At 72.9% G+C, this 18,655-nt stretch carries 19 protein-coding genes; 14 read left to right on the plus strand and 5 right to left on the minus strand.

The window, feature by feature from the left end:
* Positions 1-247: 247 nt before the first annotated feature.
* Positions 248-910: a hypothetical protein gene (locus tag RM445_RS29520; protein WP_311560148.1), complete on the minus strand. Its 663-nt coding sequence runs from the start codon at positions 908-910 to the stop codon at positions 248-250.
* A gap of 11 nt (positions 911-921) precedes the next feature.
* Positions 922-2,013 (minus strand): redox-regulated ATPase YchF, encoded by a 1,092-nt coding sequence (ychF, locus tag RM445_RS29525; RefSeq protein ID WP_311560149.1) that lies wholly within the window; start codon positions 2,011-2,013, stop codon positions 922-924.
* 253 nt (positions 2,014-2,266) lie between these two features.
* On the opposite strand from ychF, the gene RM445_RS29530 reads away from it, so the two are divergent.
* The 4 genes from RM445_RS29530 (at position 2,267) to RM445_RS29545 (ending at position 6,554) form a co-directional block, all read left to right on the plus strand.
* Positions 2,267-3,838 (plus strand): DNA-3-methyladenine glycosylase 2 family protein, encoded by a 1,572-nt coding sequence (locus RM445_RS29530; RefSeq protein WP_311560150.1) that lies wholly within the window; start codon positions 2,267-2,269, stop codon positions 3,836-3,838.
* A complete protein-coding gene (locus RM445_RS29535) occupies positions 3,835-4,332 on the plus strand; it encodes a methylated-DNA--[protein]-cysteine S-methyltransferase (protein WP_311560151.1) in 498 nt (165 codons plus the stop codon). The genes RM445_RS29530 and RM445_RS29535 overlap by 4 nt, the downstream gene beginning before the upstream one ends.
* A gap of 105 nt (positions 4,333-4,437) precedes the next feature.
* Complete coding sequence (locus RM445_RS29540) at positions 4,438-5,979, plus strand: DNA recombination protein RmuC (RefSeq protein ID WP_311560152.1); 1,542 nt, start codon at positions 4,438-4,440, stop codon at positions 5,977-5,979.
* Positions 5,980-6,026: 47 nt separating this feature from the next.
* Complete coding sequence (locus RM445_RS29545) at positions 6,027-6,554, plus strand: DUF6542 domain-containing protein (protein WP_311560153.1); 528 nt, start codon at positions 6,027-6,029, stop codon at positions 6,552-6,554.
* On the opposite strand, the gene RM445_RS29550 is transcribed toward RM445_RS29545, so the two are convergent.
* On the minus strand, positions 6,484-7,470 hold the full coding sequence (locus RM445_RS29550; RefSeq protein ID WP_311560154.1) for a 4-hydroxy-3-methylbut-2-enyl diphosphate reductase: 987 nt from the start codon (positions 7,468-7,470) through the stop codon (positions 6,484-6,486). The genes RM445_RS29545 and RM445_RS29550 overlap by 71 nt on opposite strands.
* Before the next feature lie 93 nt (positions 7,471-7,563).
* On the opposite strand from RM445_RS29550, the gene RM445_RS29555 reads away from it, so the two are divergent.
* Genes RM445_RS29555 through RM445_RS29565 form a run of 3 tightly spaced genes read left to right on the plus strand, consistent with a single transcriptional unit; the run spans position 7,564 to position 9,659 of the window.
* Positions 7,564-8,160 (plus strand): lipid droplet-associated protein, encoded by a 597-nt coding sequence (locus RM445_RS29555; RefSeq protein ID WP_311560155.1) that lies wholly within the window; start codon positions 7,564-7,566, stop codon positions 8,158-8,160.
* On the plus strand, positions 8,157-9,407 hold the full coding sequence (gene xseA / locus RM445_RS29560) for an exodeoxyribonuclease VII large subunit (protein ID WP_311560156.1): 1,251 nt from the start codon (positions 8,157-8,159) through the stop codon (positions 9,405-9,407). Before RM445_RS29555 ends, xseA begins: the two co-directional genes overlap by 4 nt.
* 6 nt (positions 9,408-9,413) lie before the next feature.
* On the plus strand, positions 9,414-9,659 hold the full coding sequence (locus RM445_RS29565) for an exodeoxyribonuclease VII small subunit (RefSeq protein WP_311560157.1): 246 nt from the start codon (positions 9,414-9,416) through the stop codon (positions 9,657-9,659).
* 7 nt (positions 9,660-9,666) lie between these two features.
* Here the strand turns inward: RM445_RS29565 and RM445_RS29570 are convergent, their stop codons facing one another.
* Positions 9,667-10,275: a DUF4245 domain-containing protein gene (locus RM445_RS29570; protein WP_311560158.1), complete on the minus strand. Its 609-nt coding sequence runs from the start codon at positions 10,273-10,275 to the stop codon at positions 9,667-9,669.
* A 107-nt stretch (positions 10,276-10,382) separates the two neighbouring features.
* Between RM445_RS29570 and glpX the strand changes: the two genes are divergently transcribed.
* Together glpX and RM445_RS29580 are read left to right on the plus strand one after the other, a co-directional pair.
* The gene (gene glpX / locus RM445_RS29575) at positions 10,383-11,432 is read left to right on the plus strand and encodes a class II fructose-bisphosphatase (RefSeq protein ID WP_311560159.1); all 1,050 of its coding nucleotides are present in this window, start codon (positions 10,383-10,385) and stop codon (positions 11,430-11,432) included.
* A 134-nt stretch (positions 11,433-11,566) separates the two neighbouring features.
* Positions 11,567-12,244: a L,D-transpeptidase gene (locus RM445_RS29580; RefSeq protein WP_311560160.1), complete on the plus strand. Its 678-nt coding sequence runs from the start codon at positions 11,567-11,569 to the stop codon at positions 12,242-12,244.
* 6 nt (positions 12,245-12,250) lie between these two features.
* Here the strand turns inward: RM445_RS29580 and RM445_RS29585 are convergent, their stop codons facing one another.
* Positions 12,251-13,042: a helix-turn-helix transcriptional regulator gene (locus tag RM445_RS29585; RefSeq protein ID WP_311560161.1), complete on the minus strand. Its 792-nt coding sequence runs from the start codon at positions 13,040-13,042 to the stop codon at positions 12,251-12,253.
* A 172-nt stretch (positions 13,043-13,214) separates the two neighbouring features.
* On the opposite strand from RM445_RS29585, the gene RM445_RS29590 reads away from it, so the two are divergent.
* The 5 genes from RM445_RS29590 to RM445_RS29610 all read left to right on the plus strand — a co-directional run bounded on the left by RM445_RS29590 (position 13,215) and on the right by RM445_RS29610 (position 18,648).
* Positions 13,215-14,642, plus strand: coding sequence for a class II fumarate hydratase (locus RM445_RS29590; RefSeq protein ID WP_311560162.1), 1,428 nt, complete (start codon positions 13,215-13,217; stop codon positions 14,640-14,642).
* A 64-nt stretch (positions 14,643-14,706) separates the two neighbouring features.
* Positions 14,707-15,864 carry an ABC transporter substrate-binding protein gene (locus RM445_RS29595; RefSeq protein WP_311560163.1) on the plus strand — a complete coding sequence of 386 codons (1,158 nt, stop codon included), beginning with the start codon at positions 14,707-14,709 and terminating at the stop codon, positions 15,862-15,864.
* A 33-nt stretch (positions 15,865-15,897) separates the two neighbouring features.
* Complete coding sequence (locus tag RM445_RS29600) at positions 15,898-16,803, plus strand: ABC transporter permease (RefSeq protein ID WP_311560164.1); 906 nt, start codon at positions 15,898-15,900, stop codon at positions 16,801-16,803.
* 10 nt (positions 16,804-16,813) lie between these two features.
* Entirely contained in the window at positions 16,814-17,608 is a 795-nt protein-coding gene (locus RM445_RS29605; RefSeq protein ID WP_311560165.1) for an ABC transporter permease, read from the plus strand.
* Complete coding sequence (locus RM445_RS29610; RefSeq protein ID WP_311560166.1) at positions 17,605-18,648, plus strand: ABC transporter ATP-binding protein; 1,044 nt, start codon at positions 17,605-17,607, stop codon at positions 18,646-18,648. Before RM445_RS29605 ends, RM445_RS29610 begins: the two co-directional genes overlap by 4 nt.
* The last annotated feature ends 7 nt before the right edge of the window (positions 18,649-18,655 follow it).

Consider the following 18,655-nt stretch of genomic DNA (forward strand, 5'->3'; position numbering starts at 1 on the left):
CGTCCACCGCGCGCAGCCGCATCGCCTCGAGGGTCTGGTGGTCCAGCTTGCGGCCGTCGTTGTCGCGCACACGGCATTGTTGCAGAAACAGAAGATCAAGTCAGCTTACTTACGTTCTCCTTGGTAAAACCTCGTCACGATCGGGACGAGGAGACTCCACACGAGCGTGGTCCGCCGTCTTCAGGCCATGGAAAAGGCCGCCGTCCATGCCGGACGGCGGCCTTTTCGTGCATGGGTCAGTGGCGACTCAGCCGTTCTTTTTGCCCACCCTACGCACAAGAGATAACGGATACTCAATGCTAAGCCCGAACATGCTAAACGTAAGGACCACGTCCGACCCGTTCTCGCCGATGGACTCGGGTCGAGCCTCTACGACGTCCGTGTCCACAAGGGGGGCCTCAATCGCTACGTTCACCGGCCCGGAGGTCACTGCATTAAAGGTCCAGGCTTCGCGTCGCTTGAGCAGCGCAGGCCGCACGAAGACGATCGCCTCCGGCGGCCGGGTGCCGATCGCAGGAGACGCTGTTCGAACCCCGCCGTGCGAGCTAGTTAAACCGTAAAATACTTGATCGAACTTGATCGCAATCGACTCTCCCCTGTCAAACATGTCCGAGGAGAGGTCACGTGGACCACTATTGCGGATCTCCACCGTCACAAGGTGCGGGTCCTTTACCGGAATATCTCGGAAAGAGACCTCAATAGTTCCTTCCCGCACCCCGTCAGGCAGCAACGGGACGGATACGATCGAGATGGAGACGCGTGCTCGCCGATTACCCCAGCGACGGGTCGCCAAGATCGAAATGGGCACTGCCACCACGGCGACGATGAGAGCACTGAGGGCAAGCCAGTCCGTGGCTGCCCACCCTGCGAGCCCCTGATCGTTCGGCGGCGCTGAAACGAGAAAGATCATCCTACGGATCGCTACTTCGCACTCTTAGATGGTGAGCCGTGGCGGAACTCCACCACGTCGCCGTCCTGCATGACGTAGTCCTTGCCCTCCATCCGCACCTTCCCCGCCGCCTTCGCCGCCGCCATCGAGCCCGCCGCGACCAGGTCGTCGAACGACACGATCTCGGCCTTGATGAACCCGCGCTCGAAGTCGGTGTGGATCACGCCGGCCGCCTGCGGGGCCGTCGCACCCTGCTTGATCGTCCAGGCGCGCGACTCCTTCGGGCCCGCGGTCAGGTAGGTCTGCATGCCCAGGGTGTGGAAGCCGGCTCGCGCCAGGGCGTACAGGCCGGGTTCGGGCTGGCCGATCGACTCCAGCAGCTCGCGCGCCGACTCCTCGTCGAGCTCCAGCAGCTCGGCCTCCACCTTGGCGTCGAGGAACACCGCGTCCGCGGGGGCGACCAGGTCGGCCAGCTCCTTGCGGCGGGCCTCGTCGGTGAGCACGCCCTCGTCCGCGTTGAAGACGTAGAGGAACGGCTTGGTGGTCAGCAGCGTCAGCTCGCGCAGCGGCTCGCGGTCGACGCGCGCCCCGAACAGCGTCCGGCCGCTGTTGAGGATCTCGACGGCCGCCTCCGCGGCCTCCAGCACGGGGCGGCGGTCCTTCTGCATCCGCGACTCCTTCTGCAGGCGCGGGACGGCCTTCTCCAGCGTCTGCAGGTCGGCGAGGATCAGCTCCGTGGAGATCGTCTCGATGTCCGAGGCGGGGTCGACCCGCCCGTCGACGTGCACGACGTCCGGATCGTCGAAGACCCGGACGACCTGGCAGATCGCGTCGGACTCCCGGATGTTCGCCAGGAACTTGTTCCCGAGCCCCGCGCCCTCGGACGCGCCCTTGACGATCCCGGCGATGTCGACGAAGGACACCACCGCGGGCACGATCTTCGCCGACGAGAACATCTCCGCGAGCTTCTGCAGGCGCGCGTCCGGCAGCGGCACCACGCCGACGTTCGGCTCGATCGTCGCGAAGGGGTAGTTCGCGGCCAGGACGTCGTTGCGGGTCAAGGCATTGAACAGCGTCGACTTGCCGACGTTGGGCAGGCCGACGATGCCGAGGGTGAGGGACACGGAAGACAAGGGTAGTCGCGCGGCGCCGAGTGGCAGGATGTTGTCGAACATGAACGTTTCTGCCACTCGTGCGGCCGCCGACTCCGTCCGAGCATGGCGGGATGATGCTTCTCGTCCTCGCCACACTCCTGCTGCTCGCCCTGGCCACCGTCCGGTTCGGCCCGGACGAGGCCCGGCGCTACCGGTACTGAGCCCGGTCGTCACGTCCGATTTCCGCTAGAACCGACATCCGGCTGCTGGCAGCATCGTCTGCATGCTCCTCGACACCGACCGCTGCTACCGCGCCGTGGCCTCCCGCGACGCACGGTTCGACGGGCAGTTCGTCACGGCCGTCCGCACCACCGGCATCTACTGCCGGCCCTCCTGCCCGGCGATGACGCCGAAGGCGACCAACGTCGAGTTCTGGCCGACGGCGGCCGCGGCCCAGCTCCGCGGCTTCCGCGCCTGCCGGCGCTGCCTGCCCGACGCCGTGCCCGGCTCGCCCGACTGGAACGTCCGGGCGGACCTCGCGGGCCGGGCGATGCGGCTGATCGGCGACGGCGTGGTCGAGCGGGACGGCGTGCCCGGGCTGGCCACCCGCCTCGGATACTCCGAGCGCCATCTCGGCCGGGTACTGTCCGCCGAGCTGGGCGCCGGGCCGCTGGCCCTGGCCCGGGCCCATCGCGCGCACACGGCGCGGCTGCTCGTGGAGACCACGCCGATGGGGATGGCGGACATCGCGTTCGCGTCGGGGTTCGCCAGCGTGCGGCAGTTCAACGACACGGTGCGCGAGGTGTACGGGGTGCCGCCGACCACGCTGCGCAGCGAGGCCGGGCGGCACGCGCTTCCCGTGTCCGCGGGGGCGCTCGTGCTGCGGCTGCCCTTCCGGTCGCCGTTCGACGGCGCCGGGTTGCTGGCGTTCTTCGCGGCGCGGGCCGTGCCCGGGGTCGAGGAGGTGGACGGCGGCACGTACCGGCGGGCCATGCGGCTGCCCCGCGGGCCGGCCGTGGTGTCGCTCGAGCTGCCCGTCCTCGCAGAAGCGACGACGTCGTCGCAGGGGCGATCGCCTCTGCGAGGACGCGCGCGGCCCTGCGAGGAGGGCACGACACCGGCGCGGCGACGCCGGTCCGGCACGGCGCGCGCCACGCACGTCGTCGCCACCCTCCGCCTCTCCGACCCCCGCGACCTGGCTCCCGCCGTCGCCCGCCTGCGGCGGCTGCTCGACCTCGACGCCGACCCCGCAGCCGTCGACGCCGTCCTGGGGGCCGATCCGCTCCTCGCGGCGAGCGTCGCGGCGACGCCGGGCGTCCGGCTGCCCGGCACGGTCGACCCGGCCGAGACGGCACTGCGGGCGGTGCTCGGCCAGCAGGTCTCGGTCGCGGCCGCCCGGACCGCCGCGGCCCGGCTCGCCGACGCCCTCGGCGAGCGGCTGCCGCCCGCGCTGGCCGGCGACGGCCCGGACCTGCTGTTCCCGACGGCGGCGACCGTCGCCGAGCACGGCGCGGAGGTGCTGACCGGACCCGGGCGGCGCACCGCGAGCATCGTCGGGCTCGCCACCGCGCTGGCCGACGGCACGCTCGTGCTCGACGCCGGCCGCGACGCCGCGGCGTTCCGCGACGACCTCACCGCGCTGCCCGGCATCGGCCCCTGGACCGCCGGCTACCTGGCGATCCGGGTCCTCGGTGATCCGGACGAACTGCTGCCCGACGACCTTGCCGTGCGCCGCGGCGCACGTGCCCTCGGTATCGACGACCTCTCCCGTCACGCCGCCCGCTGGGCCCCGTGGCGTTCCTACGCCGCCCTGCACCTGTGGGGCGCCGCCACCCCGATCAGGAGATCAGCATGAGCACGTACTCGACCCTCGAGACCCCGGCCGGCCCCTTCACCGCAGTCGTCGACGCCGACGGAGCGGTGCTCGCCTCGGGCTGGACCGCCGACGTCGGCACCCTCCTCCCGCTGGTGCACCCGACGCTGCGGCCGGCCACGGCGCGGCAGGTGGCCGACCTCGGCGAGGTCTCGAGCGCGATCACCCGCTACCACGACGGCGACCTCGGCGCCGTCGACGACGTCCCGGTCCGCCAACGGTCCGGGCCGTTCCTCGAACAGGCGTGGGAGGTGCTGCGGACGGTGCCGGCAGGCGCGCCCGTCAGCTACACCGAGTACGCGACGAAGGCCGGACGACCGGCCGCGGTGCGTGCGGCGGCGTCGGCGTGCGCCCGCAACGCGGCTGCGCTGTTCGTGCCGTGCCACCGGGTGCTCCGCAACGACGGCTCGCTGGGCGGATTCCGTTGGGGGCTGCCGGTGAAGCGGTGGCTGCTGGATCACGAGGCGTCGCGCTGACCTTCGACCACATGTTCGACCGTTCGTCGATTCGTCGGCTCCGCTGACGGCAGCGCGCGGCGCGCCTCGGCCGGTTCTGTCGGTCCCCCGCGGCACGCTGCCCGCGTGGATCTCGTCACCGCGTTCGCCGTGCTGCTCGTCGGGCTCGCGCTCGGTGCCGCCGCCGCGTGGGCCCTCGCCTCGGTGCGGGCCAGGGCCTCCGCCGCCGAGGCCGCCCAGGCGGCCACCTCTGCGACCGTCACCCTGCGCGCCGACGCCGCTGCAGCACGCGCGGAGCGGACAGGTCTGCTGCAGCGGCTCGACGACCTCGCCGCCCAGCACGAACAGGCGTGCGACCGCCTGCGCCGGGCCGAGGCCGAGGCGGCGTCGGCGACCGCCTCGCTGCGGGCCGAGCGCGAGGCGGCCGTCGGTCGGGAGCAGATGCTCGCCCGGCGCGACGAGGAGCTGACCCAGGCGTTCCGCGCCCTGTCCGCCGACGCCCTGGCGGCGAACAACGAGCAGTTCGTCAGGCTCGCCGAGGGCCGGATCAAGGAGGCGGCTGCCGCGTTGTCGGGCGACGCCGCGCTGCGCGACAAGGCGATCGGCGCGCTTCTCGACCCGATGTCCGCTGCACTGCAACGCGTCGAGGGCCAGCTGCGCGACGTCGAGAAGGAACGGCAGAGCGCGTACATCGGGCTCCGGGAGCAGGTCAGCGCCATGCGCACCAGCTCGGAGCAGCTCCAGTACGAGACGAAGTCGCTCGTCAACGCCCTGCGGGCGCCCCAGGTCCGGGGCCGGTGGGGCGAGCTGCAGCTCGAGCGGGTGGTGCAGCTGGCCGGCATGGTCGAGCACTGCGACTTCTCCACACAGGTCACCGCCACCGGCCCGGACGGCACCATCCGGCCCGACATGCTCGTGCATCTCGCCGGCGACAAGTCGATCGTCGTCGACGCCAAGGTCCCGTTCGCCGCGTATCTCGAGGCCGTCGAGAGCCGCGATCCCGACACGCACGCCGATCGGCTCACCGCGCACGCCCGCCAGCTGCGTGCGCACGTCGACACGCTCGCGGCCAAGGCGTACTGGGCGGCGTTCGAGCCGTCGCCGGAGTTCGTGGTGCTGTTCGTGCCCGGCGACCCGTTCCTCGAGGCGGCGCTGCAGGCCGATCCCCAGCTGCTCGAGCACGCCTTCGGGCGCAACGTCGTCATCGCCACGCCGACCACCCTGATCGCGCTGCTGCGTACCGTCGCCTACGGCTGGCGGCAGGAGGCGCTGGCCCGCAACGCCGCGGCCGTCCACCAGCTCGGCAAGGAGCTGCACGCCCGGCTGGCGACGATGGGCACGCACGTGGCGAAGCTCGGGCGCAGCCTGGACGGGGCGGTCGACAGCTACAACAAGACCGTGTCGTCGCTGGAGGCCCGGGTGCTGGTGACGGCGCGGCGGCTCACGGAGTTGAAGGTCGCCGACGACGAGCTGGTGGCTCCGGCGCCGGTCGACCGCAGCCCGCGGCGGGTGTCGGCGCCCGAGCTCGTGGCCTCGGCGGACGACGCGCTCGTCGCCCTGGACGGCGACCGGGACAGCGGTGATCGCGACACGGGCGGCTGGGACACGGGAAGCTGGGACACGGGCGACCGCGACGTGCGGGAGCACCCCCGCGCCGTCCACGGCTGACACCCCGCGGTGGAAGGCCGTTCGCCGGATCCCGTTACGGTGATCGGGTGACGGCGACCTCCGCCCGCTCCTCCACACGCACGCCGCCGGCGGTCCGGCCGACCGGCCAGTGGCCCGTGGACGAGCGCTCGATGTTGAATTCGGTGCTCGGGATCCCTCCGCTCGCGGCCCTCGGGCTGGCGTTCGGCTTCACCGCGCTCGGGGTGTTCGTCGACCTGCAACGGATCGGCACGGTCGGCACGGTGTTCCGCGCGCTCTACTTCTGCGGCTGCGTCCTCGCGGTGACGTGGGTGCGCCGCCGCAACCTGTTCGGCCCGGTCGTCGCGCCGCCGCTGCTGCTCGCCGTGGCGGTACCGGCGATCGTCCTGATGGGCGACGGCGCGAACGGCACGGACACGCTGCTGATCATCGCGGCACCGCTGGTGAACAGCTTTCCCACGATGGCCGTCACCACCGGCGTCGTGCTCGTGTTGGGTCTCGGCCGGTTGACGCTGCAGCGCGAGGTCAGCGAGCGGCGCGACTCGGCCGCAGCTCGCGAGGCAACGAGAAGACCAGCGACTCCTCGGCGGTCGTGATCTCCTCGACGCTCCCCCAGCCGCGCTCGACCAGGTGGTCGAGCACGCCCCGGACCAGCACCTCCGGCACCGACGCACCGCTGGTGACCCCGACGGTCCGCACCCCGTCGAGCCACGCCTCGTCGATCTCGCGGGCGTAGTCGACGAGGTACGCCGCACCCGCGCCGGACGACAGCGCGACCTCGACCAGCCGCACCGAGTTCGACGAGTTGCGCGACCCCACGACGATCACGAGGTCGCAGTGCGCCGCCATGGCCTTGACCGCGACCTGGCGGTTCTGGGTGGCGTAGCAGATGTCGTCGCTCGGCGGGTTCTGCAACGTCGGAAACTGCTCGCGCAGCGCCCGCACGGTGTCCATCGTCTCGTCGACGCTCAGCGTGGTCTGCGAGAGCCACACGACCTTCTCCGGGTCGCGCACCTTCACCGCGGCGACGTCCTCCGCCGTCTCGACCAGCTGGATGTGCGACGGCGCCTCGCCCGCGGTCCCCTCGACCTCCTCGTGGCCCGCGTGCCCGACCAGCAGGATGTCGAAGTCCTCCCGGGCGAACCGCTTGGCCTCCTGGTGCACCTTCGTGACCAGCGGGCACGTGGCGTCGATCGTGCGCAGGTTCCGGTCGCGCGCCTCCGAACGCACCGCGGGCGAGACGCCGTGGGCGGAGAACACCAGCAGGGCGCCTTCCGGGACCTCCGCCGTGTCGTCGACGAAGATCGCGCCGCGCTCCTCGAGCGTCTCCACGACGTGCCGGTTGTGGACGATCTGCTTGCGCACGTAGACGGGCGCGCCATGCTGTTCGAGGGCCTGCTCGACGGCCTCGACGGCGCGATCCACGCCCGCGCAGTAGCCGCGCGGGGCGGCGAGCAAAATGCGCTTGCCAGCCGGGTCGCCGGGGCGGGGAGAGGCCTCAGGAGCGGACATGCCTCCAGCGTACGGGCGCCCGCTCGCGCCCCGGGCCGCGGCGAGCACGGACCCGGGCTGCCGCACGGCCGCGGAGAGGGGATGATTCGGGACATGACACCGCCGCTGCCGCTGCCGGTACGGATCGCCGCCGGCCTGGTCGCGACCGCCGTCGAGCAGGCCCGCGACCTGCCCCGCCTCGCCCTGGAGCTGCCCGTCACGGCGGTGAGCCAGGCGTTGCAGGCGTCCATGCGCCTCCAGCAGAAGGTGACCGAACTCGCGATCAAGGGCGACCAGGTGCTCGGCGTGGGACCGCCGATCGAGGACGAGCCGGCGTGGGCGACGTTCGACGAAGACCTGCCGCCGCGGCGCAACGGCCGGAGCACGGGTCCGGCCGCCCCGGCCGCGACCGTCACTCCCCTGCGCTCCACACCCGACCCCTTCGTCGAGCCGGGCCCCGTCGACCCCGGATCCGTCGATCCCGAGCCGGTCCCGACGGCGCCGAGCGCAGCGCAGACCGCAACCACGGCCGACGCACCGGACGTCCTGCCCGGCTACAGCTCGCTCACCATTCCTCAGCTGCGCGGCAAGCTGCGCCATCTCGGGGTGGACGACCTCCGCACGCTGCTGGCCTGGGAGCAGGCCCACGGCGACCGTCCGCCGTATGTGACGATGCTGAGCAACCGGATCGCGGCGGTCACCGAGGGGTGACAGAGCCGTCGCCGAACTCGGCGGACGCGCCGTGGCCCGTCCGCACGGTGGCCCGCAAGATCTCCGCCTGGATTGACCGGCTCGGCGCCGTCTGGGTGGAAGGCCAGCTGGCCCAGGTCACGGCGCGACCGGGCACGGGTACGGCGTTCCTCGTCCTCCGCGACCCCGCCGCCGACGTGTCGCTGCAGCTCACCGCCCCCGTCGGCCTGGTCCGCGACGGCGGCGCCGCCGTGGCCGAGGGCAACCGGGTGATCGTGCACGGCAAGCCGTCGTTCTTCCTCGGGCGCGGCACGCTCAGCCTGCGCGTCGACACGATCCGCGCCGTCGGGATCGGCGAGCTGCTGGCCCGGATCGAGCGCCTGCGCGCGCTGCTGGCCGCCGAGGGACTGTTCGACCGGGCCCGCAAGCGGCCGCTGCCGTTCCTGCCCGACTGCATCGGGCTCGTGACCGGCCGCGCGTCGGCCGCCGAGCACGACGTCGTGAGCAACGCGACGGCCCGCTGGCCGGCGGTCCGCTTCCGCCTGGAGCACACGGCGACGCAGGGCGCGCTGGCCGTGCCGCAGATCGTCGAGGCGCTCGGGATCCTCGACCGCGACCCGGGCGTCGACGTCATCGTGCTCGCCCGCGGCGGCGGGAGCGTCGAAGACCTGCTGCCCTTCTCCGACGAGACGCTCTGCCGCGCCGTCGCCGCCTGCCGCACCCCGGTGGTCTCGGCGATCGGCCACGAGCCCGACACCCCGCTGGTCGACCACGTCGCGGACCTGCGCTGCTCGACGCCCACCGAGGCCGGCCGCCGCCTTGTTCCCGACCTCGCGGAAGAGACCGCGCGGATCGCCGGGCTGCGCGACCGTGCCCGGCGTGCGCTGGCCGGCTGGGTGGACCGTGAGGAGCGGCTGCTCGCGGCCCTGCGCCACCGGCCGGTGCTGGCCGATCCGTTGCGCGGGCTGGAGGCACGGCACGCCGAGGTCGAACGGCTGCGCGACTCCGCGCGGGCGTGCGTCGAGCGCGGCCTGGACCGGCGCGCCACCGACGTCGCGCACCTCACCGCCCGACTGACGGCGCTGGGGCCGGCCGCGACGCTGGCCCGGGGCTACGCCGTCGTGCAGCGCGTGCCGCCCGATCACGACCCGCGTCTGCCGCTCCCCGTGCTTCGCGACACCGGAGAGGCGCCGCCGGGGACGCGGCTGCGGGTGCGCGTCGCCGACGGGGCCGTCACCGCGGTTGTGGATCCTCGTGGTGGAGACTGATCCTCCGTGACCGCTCCCCCGGACGATGCAGGCCAGCCCGATGTGGGCACCCTCGGCTACGAGCAGGCCCGCGACGAGCTGGCCGAGGTGGTCCGGGCCCTGGAGGTCGGCGGCCTCGGCCTCGACGAGTCGGTGGCGCTCTGGGAGCGGGGCGAGGCGCTGGCCCGCCGCTGCGAGGAGCAGCTGGCCGGGGCCCGCGACCGGGTGAAGGCCGCGTTGGAGCACGCCGACGACCCGCGCCCCGAGTCGTGACGGGGCGCTAGGGCAGAACCGCGCCGCCCGTCGCGGCCGAGGCGAGCGTCCGGAACTCGTCGTCCGTCCCGCTGCCCGTGATCAGCAGACGCACGCCGTCGAGCGCCGTGACGCGGATCGGCTCGCGCGTGTCGTCGGTGTACGCGACCCAGGTCACTCCCCCCACGACCACCGGCCCGGTCGCGACCGGCGTGCCCTGCGCCTCGGTGGCGAGCAACGCCGCCTCGTCGGCGTCGGACTGCACCAGCCGCAGGTAGTGGCCCTGCGCGGTCAGGTACCCGGTACGCACCACCCGGGCGTCGCCCGTGCCGACGCGCGCGGTGTCGACGGTCGTCGCCCGCCAGTCCGCGGGCACCGCCGGGACCCGGAGCGGGAACGGCATGGACCCGGCCAGCACCCGCAGCTGCGCCGGGGCGTCGACCCGGGGGCCCGACGCCTGGTCGACGCTCGGGCCACCGGGTGCGAAGGAGCAACTCCGGGTCACGCCGGCGAACACCAGCACGATGGCCACGAGTACGAACACCGCTCCGGCCATGTCGCGGATAGACAGCGCCGAGCGCGGCGGCTTGGCGGGCGGACCGGGATCGGCCGGTCCAGGCGGGGAGGCACTGCTCACACCGTCCATCGTCCCAGTCTCAACGGGCGTCCGGCATGCGAGGATCGTGGCGTTCCCCGGACCCCTCGGGGCGTCCGGGTGCCGCCGATGACGACGAAGGGGCCGCCATGATCGAGCGTTCCACCCGCTACCGGGAAGCCCCGGACCGGAACCTGGCCATGGAGCTGGTCCGCGTCACCGAGGCGGCCGCGATGGCGGCGGGCCGCTGGGTCGGGCGCGGGGACAAGAACGGTGGCGACGGAGCGGCGGTCGACGCGATGCGCCAGCTCATCGGCACCGTCTCGATGCGTGGTGTCGTGGTGATCGGCGAGGGCGAGAAGGACGAGGCGCCCATGCTGTTCAACGGCGAGAAGGTGGGCAACGGCTGGGGCCCCGACTGCGACGTCGCGGTCGACCCCATCGACGGCACCACGCTGATGAGCAAGGGCATGCCGAACGCGCTCGCCGTGCTCGCCGTCGCGGAACGCGGCGCGATGTACGACCCGTCGGCGGTGTTCTACATGGAGAAGCTCGCGGTCGGCCCGGAGGCGGCCGGTGCCGTCGACATCGCCGCCCCGGTCGCCGACAACATCCGGCGCGTCGCGAAGGCGAAGGAGGTCGGGGTCGCCGACGTCACGGTCTGCGTGCTCGACCGCCCGCGCCACCGCGACCTGGTCGCCGAGATCCGGCGCACCGGCGCCCGCATCCGGTTCATCTCCGACGGCGACGTCGCCGGCGCGATCTCGGCGGCCCGGCCGAGCACGGGTGTCGACATGCTCGTCGGCATCGGCGGCACCCCCGAGGGTGTGATCGCCGCGGCGGCGCTGAAGTGCATGGGCGGGGAGATCCAGGGCAAGTTGTGGCCGCAGTCCGACGAGGAGCGGTCCCGGGCCATCGCGGCCGGGCTGGATCTCGACCAGGTGCTCAGCACCGACGATCTCGTCCGCGGCAACAACGTCTTCTTCTGCGCCACCGGGGTGACCGACGGTGACCTGCTGCGCGGGGTGCACTACCGGGCGGGCGGCTGCACGACGCAGTCGATCGTGATGCGGTCCAAGTCGGGAACGGTCCGGATGATCGACGGCTACCACCGGCTGACGAAGCTGCGGGAGTACGCATCCGTCGACTTCGACCTGACCGACGAGCAGCTCGAGGCGGAGCCCCCCCTCCTGCCCTGACGCGGCCACCCGGTCGGGTGCGCCGCTCACTCGATCCGGTCGTGGCCCTGGCCCGCCTGCGTCACCGGCCCGATCCTCGAGGTGAGGTGTGCCCGACGAGGCGTGCCGGGGTCCGGGGATTGCGGGGTCGGCAGGTGCGCGCGGGATGGGGAATCGGAGTGGTCACGCTGGTCGTGGCCGGCGGCCTGCTGGCAGGACTGGTGCTGGGCAGCGCGCCCGGGGCGCGGACGGCGGCCACCCGGGCGCTCGGCGCGCTGCCCGCGCCCCTGCGGCCCGACGTCGTCGTCCTGGCGGAGCGCGCAGTGCCCGCGGTGCCCGCAGTGCCCGCAGTGCCCGCGGTGCCCGCGGTGCCCGCAGTGCCCGCAGCCCCTCGGCCCGACCCCGTTCCGACCCGCATCCCGGCACTGCCACCGATGACGCCGCCACCCACGCCGCGGACGACGACGACGCCGTCGCCCGAGTCGGCACCCCCGTGCGCACCGACCGCCCGCGCCTGCGTAGACCTGTCCGCCAACCGCTCGTGGCTCCTGCATAACGGCCGGGTGACCTACGGCCCGGTACCGATCACGAGCGGCCGCCCGGGGTTCCGCACGCCGCCCGGCACCTTCACGGTGGCGTCGAAGAGGCGCGACCACGTCAGCTCGATCTACGACGCCGAGATGCCCTGGTCGGTGTTCTTCAACGGCGGTGTCGCCTTCCACGAGGGCAGCCTCACCGTGACCTCGCACGGCTGCATCCACCTCTCCCCCGAGGCCGCGGAGACCTACTTCTCCGAGCTGTCGGTCGGCGACGTCGTGCAGGTGGTCCGCTGACGCCGCTCAGCGCGCCATGGCCAGCGCGGACTCGGGCAGGATGCCGAGCCCCTGCGCGCGCAGCACGGCGCTGACCCGGTCCGAGACGCCCAGCTTCGAGTAGGCGCGCTCGAGGTGCTTGTGCACGGTCCGTTCGGCCACCAGCAGGCGGCGGGCCACGGCTCCCGCGGTCAGCCCGTCGGCCACGAGCGTGAGCACCGACAGCTCCCGCGGCGTGAGGCGGATGTCGGCCGCGACCGCACCGGCGTCGAGCGCCGGGGCCCGGTGCTGCCACTGCCGCAACGCGGCCGCCTGGCGGTCCAGCCCGGCGATCAGCTTCTGCACACGCCGCGCCAGGTGCATCCGTTCCGCGCTGAAGGCGGCGGGACGGCCGAGGACGAACCACCGCATGCCCTCGGTCCCGGGCGGGAGCGGGATCGCGAGCTGGTGCTCGATGTCGTAGCTCCGGCTGAGTTCGGCCCACTGGGCACGTGCACGGGGGCCCGCCAGGCCCGACGACACGTCGGCGACCTGCTGTGGCGTGAGATCCCCCGTGGCCAGGTAGTGGCGCAGGAGCGGGTGGCAGGTGGGCACCTCCACGCACAGGCGCACCCACTCGGCCTGCACGGCAGCGCTGAACATCGTCGGCGGGTAGATCCGCTGCACCACGGTCCGCGCGTCACTGCGCGCGTGGAAGCAACAGGCGGGCGCGTCGAACGTCGCTCTCAGCGCCGACGCGAGGCGCTCCTCGGGCAGCGCCGTGAGCGGCGCAGCCATGACGTGCCCCATGAGTTCCAGCCAGTCGCGTTCGGCATCCACTTCTCCGACCCCTCCTGCGTGCCCCCTCGTCCTGGTGAACTGAGGGCCCGGGTAGGGCGTGACGGACTGACCACGGTGCGTTTCACCCGGTCGTCGCAGTGCAACCACTGTGGACCGCACGCCGTGCACCACGCGGTCTGGATTGACGGCTCCCGATGTGCAGACTGGTGCCATGCAGACCGACACCGGCTCCGAGAGCGACCCCGGCTTCCGTATCGAGCACGACACCATGGGCGAGGTCCGGGTGCCCGCGGAGGCGTTGTGGCGGGCGCAGACGCAGCGCGCCGTGGAGAACTTCCCGATCTCGGGCCGGGGTCTCGAGCGCGCCCAGATCCGCGCTCTCGGGCTGGTCAAGGGCGCGGCGGCGCGGGTGAACGCCCGCATCGGGGTGTTGGACGAGGACGTCGCCGCGGCGATCGCGGCCGCCGCGGACGAGGTCGCCGCCGGGGCACACGACTCCCACTTCCCGATCGACGTGTTCCAGACCGGGTCGGGCACGAGCTCGAACATGAACGCCAACGAGGTGATCGCCACCCTCGCCACCCGCGCCTCGGGTCTCCACGTGCATCCGAACGACCACGTCAACGCCTCGCAGAGCAGCAACGACGTCTTCCCGACCACGATCCACGTCGCCGCGACCGAGGCCGTGGTCGCTGAGGTGATCCCCGCGCTGGAGCACCTCGCCGCCACGTTGCGCCGCCGCGCCGACGACTGGGCGCACGTGGTCAAGGCCGGTCGCACGCACCTCATGGACGCGGTGCCGATCACGCTGGGGCAGGAGGCCGGCGGCTGGGCCACCCAGGCCGAGAACGGCGCCGCCCGGCTGCGTGACGTGCTGCCGCGGCTGGCCCAGCTGCCGATCGGCGGCACGGCCGTCGGGACCGGGCTCAACGCGCCCGACGGGTTCGCCGCCGGCGTCGTCGACCAGCTGCGCGCGGCCACCGGGCTCGACGTGCTGACCGAGGCGCCCGACCACATGGAGGCCCAGGGCGCGCGGGACGGGCTGGTGGAGGCCTCGGGAGCGCTGCGGACCGTCGCGGTGTCGCTCTACAAGATCGCCAACGACCTGCGGTGGCTCGGATCCGGCCCGCGGACCGGGCTCGCGGAGCTGGCCCTGCCCGACCTGCAACCGGGCAGCTCGATCATGCCCGGCAAGGTGAACCCGGTGATCTGCGAGGCCACGATGATGGCCGCCGCGCAGGTGATGGGCAACGACGCCACCGTTGGTTTCGCCGGCGCGCAGGGCAACCTCGAGCTGAACGTGATGATGCCGGTCATGGCCCGCAACGTGCTCGAGTCGGCTCGGCTGCTGGCGGAGGTGTCGCGACTGATGGCCGACAAGGTCGTCGCGGGCGCGGAGCCGGACCTGGAGCGCACCCGGGAGTACGCCGAGTCGTCGCCGTCGATCGTCACGCCGTTGAACAAGTACATCGGCTACGAGGAGGCGGCGTCGATCGCGAAGCAGTCGCTGAAGGAGCGCCGCACGATCCGCGAGGTGGTGCTGGAGCGCGGCCACGTGGAGAACGGGAAGTTGACGCTGCAGCAGCTCGACGCCGCGCTGGACGTGCTGGCGATGACCGGGGCGACCAAGCGGGGATGACCCGACACATCCGTGATCACGCTGTGATCGTGGATTGTCGGACCCCGGCGCTACATTGCCGGACATGTCCACTGTTCCGGCACGTCGCCTGATCACCGCCGCCGTCGCGGCGTTGCTCGCTCTCACCACTGCCGGTTGCGTGAGCAGCGGCGGTGGCGGAGGCGGCGGTGGGGGCGGCGCCCAGCCGTCCGGCAACGCCTGGGCCACGGCCACCACAGCTGCCGCGGCCGGCGGGATGGACGCGCTCGTCGCGGCGGCGAAGCAGGAGGGCACGCTCAACGTCATCGCGCTGCCGCCGGACTGGGCGAACTACGGCGCGATCATCGACGGGTTCCAGAAGAAGTACGGCATCACCGTGAACTCGGCGAACCCCGAGGGCTCCAGCCAGGACGAGATCAACGCCGTCCAGCAGCTGGGCACCCAGGACCGCGCGCCGGACGTGCTCGACCTGGGCCAGTCGTTCGCCAACAAGAACGTCGCCCTGTTCGCGCCGTACCAGGTCGCCACGTGGGACTCGATCCCCGCGGCGAACAAGGACGCGAACGGCGCCTGGGTCAACGACTACGGCGGCTACGTCTCGATCGGCTGCAACGCGAAGCTGGTCGCCACCTGCCCGAAGACGCTGGCCGACCTGGCCAAGCCGGACTACAAGGGTCAGGTCGCGCTGAACGGCGACCCGACGCAGGCCGCCTCGGCGTTCGCCGGGGTCTGGGCGGGGGCGCTGGCCAACGGCGGCTCGCTCAACGACATCGCGCCGGGAGTGACCTGGTGGGGCAGCCTGGCCAAGAGCGGCAACCTGCTCAAGATCGACCCGACGCCCGCGACGATCCAGAGCGGCCAGACGCCGATCGTGCTCGACTGGGACTACCTCAACGTCACCGAGACCGAGAAGAACAAGGCGTCGTTCGACTGGCAGGTCGCGGTGCCGTCTGACGGCCTGTTCGCCCAGTACTACGCGCAGGCGATCAACAAGAACGCGCCGCACCCCGCGGCCGCCCGGCTGTGGCAGGAGTACCTCTACTCGGACGAGGGACAGAACCTGTGGCTGGCCGGCAAGGCCCGGCCGGTCCGGCTCGACGCGATGACCGAGGCCGGCACCGCGGACAAGGCGCTGGTCGCGGTCCTGCCGCCCGTGCAGGGCGAGCCCCAGTTCCCCACGCAGGAGGAGACGGACGCCGCGCAGCAGGTCGTGGCGCAGACCTGGGCGAGCGCGACGGCGTGACGGCGTGACGGCTGCAAGTCCGGCGGCAGATCGATGACGCAGCTCGTCGACGCTCCCCGCGACGTCGCCGAGGATCCGGCACCCCCGCGCGCAGGGCGCAGCCGCGCCCTGCTGGGGCTGGTCCCGTTCGTCCTGTACCTGCTGGTCTTCCTCGGCGGCCCGCTCTACTTCGTGATCAGCGGAGCGTTGTCCGACCCGGACGGCCGCCCAACGCTGGACAACGTGGTGGCGGCGCTGACGGAGCCGCAGTACCGCGTCGCGTTCGCGTCGAGCGTCGCGCTGTCGGTGGTCACGGCGCTCGTCGGCGCGGTGTTCGGCACGTTCCTGGCCCAGGCGGTGCTGACCAGCCGCCCGGACAGTCCCCTGCGCCGGATCATGTCCACGGCCTCGGGCGTGCTGGCCTACTTCGGGGGTGTGCCGCTGGCGTTCGCGTTCATCGCCGCACTGGGGCAGACCGGGCTGGCGACCCTGTGGCTGCGCGGGATCGGCCTCGACCTCTACGCGGCGGGCTTCCGCATCGACTCGCTGACCGGCCTCGGCCTGACCTACGTCTACTTCCAGGTCCCGCTCATGGTCATCCTGGTCACCCCGGCTCTGGAGGGCCTCCTGCCACAGTGGCGGGAGGCCGCGGAGAACCTCGGGGCGTCGGCGTGGGAGTACTGGCGGCACGTGGCCCTGCCGGTGCTCGCGCCCGCGGTGGGCGGCGCGACGCTGGTGCTGTTCGGCAACGCCTTCGCGGCGTACGCCACGGCGCTGGCACTGACCAGCGGGTCCATCCCGCTGGTACCCACCGCGATCGCCACGGCCCTGTCGGGCAACGTGATCGCCGGACGGCAGAACGTCGGGCTGGCGCTGGGGCTGGCGATGGTCGTCGTCATCTCGGTCGTGATGGTCGGCTACCTGGTGCTGCAGCGGCGGGCCGCCCGGTGGACCCGGTGAGGGGAGCACCGTGACGCGCGGCCGTCGCTGGCGGGTGGTCGTGCTCGCGCTCGCCGCCGTCTACTTCCTGCTTCCCCTGCTCGCCGCGGCCGAGTTCAGCCTGCGGACCCCGGGCGGCGGGTACGGGCTCTCGAACTGGCTGGCGATCGCCCGCGATCCGGTGCTGATCGCGGCGCTGTTCACGTCGCTGCAGATCGCGGTGGCCACGGCCGTGCTCGTGCTGGTGCTGGTCGTACCCACGGCCGTGTGGGTGCGGCTGCGGCTGCCCGGGCTGGCCGGGGCGCTGGAGAGCGCGACGATCCTGCCGATCGTCATCCCCCCGGTCGTGATGGCGGCCGGTATCGCGTTCGTGCAGGCCAACCTCGGCGGCCCGGTGTTCCGCGCGTTGTTCGCCTCGTCGACCACGGCACTCACCCCGTTCTACGTCGTGCTGGCGCTGCCGTTCGCCTACCGCGCGGTCGACAACGGGCTCGCCGCGATCCCCCTGCGCACGCTGGTGGAGGCCGCCCGCAATCTCGGGGCGGGGATGGCCACGGCGTTGCGGCGGGTGGTGCTGCCGGCGATCCGCAGCGCCGTGCTCGGCGCGGCGTTCCTCACGCTCGCGCTGGTGCTCGGCGAGATCGTGATCGCCCGGATCCTGCTCTACACCGACACGTTCCCGATCGCGATCGTCGAGGTCGGGCGCAGCACGGCCGGGGTCGCGGTCGCGCTGTCGCTCGCCAGCCTGCTGATCACCTGGGTGCTGCTGCTGGCGGTCTCGTTCGCCGGAGGCCGCCGCACGCGATCGGAAGGATCGTCGTCATGACCGGCACCACCGGCGGCAGTGCCGCCGTCGAGTTCGAGGACGTCCGCCGCAGCTTCGGCGGCACACACGCCCTCGCCGGGCTGAATCTGGCGCTGCGCCCCGGTGAGCTGCTCGCTCTCCTCGGCCCGTCGGGGTGCGGCAAGACCACGGCGCTGCGGCTGCTCGCCGGGTTCGACCGTCCCACCTCGGGCCGGGTGCTGATCAACGGGCACGACGTGACGGACGTGCCCGCGAGCCGTCGCGACACCGGAATGGTCTTCCAGGCGTACTCGCTGTTCCCGACGATGACGGCCGCGGAGAACGTGGCGTTCGGTCTGCGCATGCGCAAGGTCGCGGCGCCGGAGCGGCGCCGGCGGGCGGACGAGCTGTTGGAGCTCGTCGGGCTCGGCGACCGGGGCGGATCGTACCCGCACCAGTTGTCCGGCGGCCAGCAGCAGCGGGTCGCGCTGGCCCGGGCGCTGGCCGTCTCTCCCTCGGTGCTGCTGCTGGACGAGCCGCTCTCCGCCCTCGACGCCCGCGTGCGCGTGCAGCTGCGCGACGAGATCCGGCGACTGCAGCTCGCCGAGGGCATCACCACGCTGTTCGTGACGCACGACCAGTCCGAGGCCCTGGCGATCGCGGACCGGGTGGCGGTCCTCAACGCCGGCCGGCTGGAACAGGTCGCCCCGCCGTTGGAGGTCTACGCCTCCCCCGCCACCGCGTTCGTGGCCGCGTTCGTCGGCGTGGTGAACCGCCTCGCAGCGGCGCCGGACGGCCCCGGCCGGGTGCGCGTTCTGGGAGAGTCGGCGGAGCTCGACGGCGAGCCGGGAGCCGACACGGTGATCGTCCGCCCTGAGGCGCTGACGGTCGGCGACGAGGGGCCGGGCGAGCCGGGCACCGTCGTCACCCGGACCTTTCTGGGCGCGGTCACGCGGTTCGTGGTCGCCACGGACGGTGGCGAGATCACGGTGGACGCCGTCACCCGCCCGGGACTCCCGGACGCAGGCGACCGGACCGTGGTGCGGCTGGATACCGAGCGGGTCCGCGCCGCCATCGGCTGATCCGCGG

This window comes from Pseudonocardia charpentierae (genome assembly GCF_031845345.1).
GTDB lineage: Bacteria > Actinomycetota > Actinomycetes > Mycobacteriales > Pseudonocardiaceae > Pseudonocardia > Pseudonocardia charpentierae.

Coding starts and splice junctions, on each gene's coding strand:
- RM445_RS29520 (WP_311560148.1), bottom strand. CDS start 910: ATGATCTTTCTCGTTTCAGCGCCGCCGAACGATCAGGGGCTCGCAGGG.
- RM445_RS29530 (WP_311560150.1), top strand. CDS start 2,267: ATGCTCCTCGACACCGACCGCTGCTACCGCGCCGTGGCCTCCCGCGAC.
- RM445_RS29535 (WP_311560151.1), top strand. CDS start 3,835: ATGAGCACGTACTCGACCCTCGAGACCCCGGCCGGCCCCTTCACCGCA.
- RM445_RS29550 (WP_311560154.1), bottom strand. CDS start 7,470: ATGTCCGCTCCTGAGGCCTCTCCCCGCCCCGGCGACCCGGCTGGCAAG.
- RM445_RS29555 (WP_311560155.1), top strand. CDS start 7,564: ATGACACCGCCGCTGCCGCTGCCGGTACGGATCGCCGCCGGCCTGGTC.
- glpX (WP_311560159.1), top strand. CDS start 10,383: ATGATCGAGCGTTCCACCCGCTACCGGGAAGCCCCGGACCGGAACCTG.
- RM445_RS29590 (WP_311560162.1), top strand. CDS start 13,215: ATGCAGACCGACACCGGCTCCGAGAGCGACCCCGGCTTCCGTATCGAG.
- RM445_RS29595 (WP_311560163.1), top strand. CDS start 14,707: ATGTCCACTGTTCCGGCACGTCGCCTGATCACCGCCGCCGTCGCGGCG.
- RM445_RS29600 (WP_311560164.1), top strand. CDS start 15,898: ATGACGCAGCTCGTCGACGCTCCCCGCGACGTCGCCGAGGATCCGGCA.
- RM445_RS29610 (WP_311560166.1), top strand. CDS start 17,605: ATGACCGGCACCACCGGCGGCAGTGCCGCCGTCGAGTTCGAGGACGTC.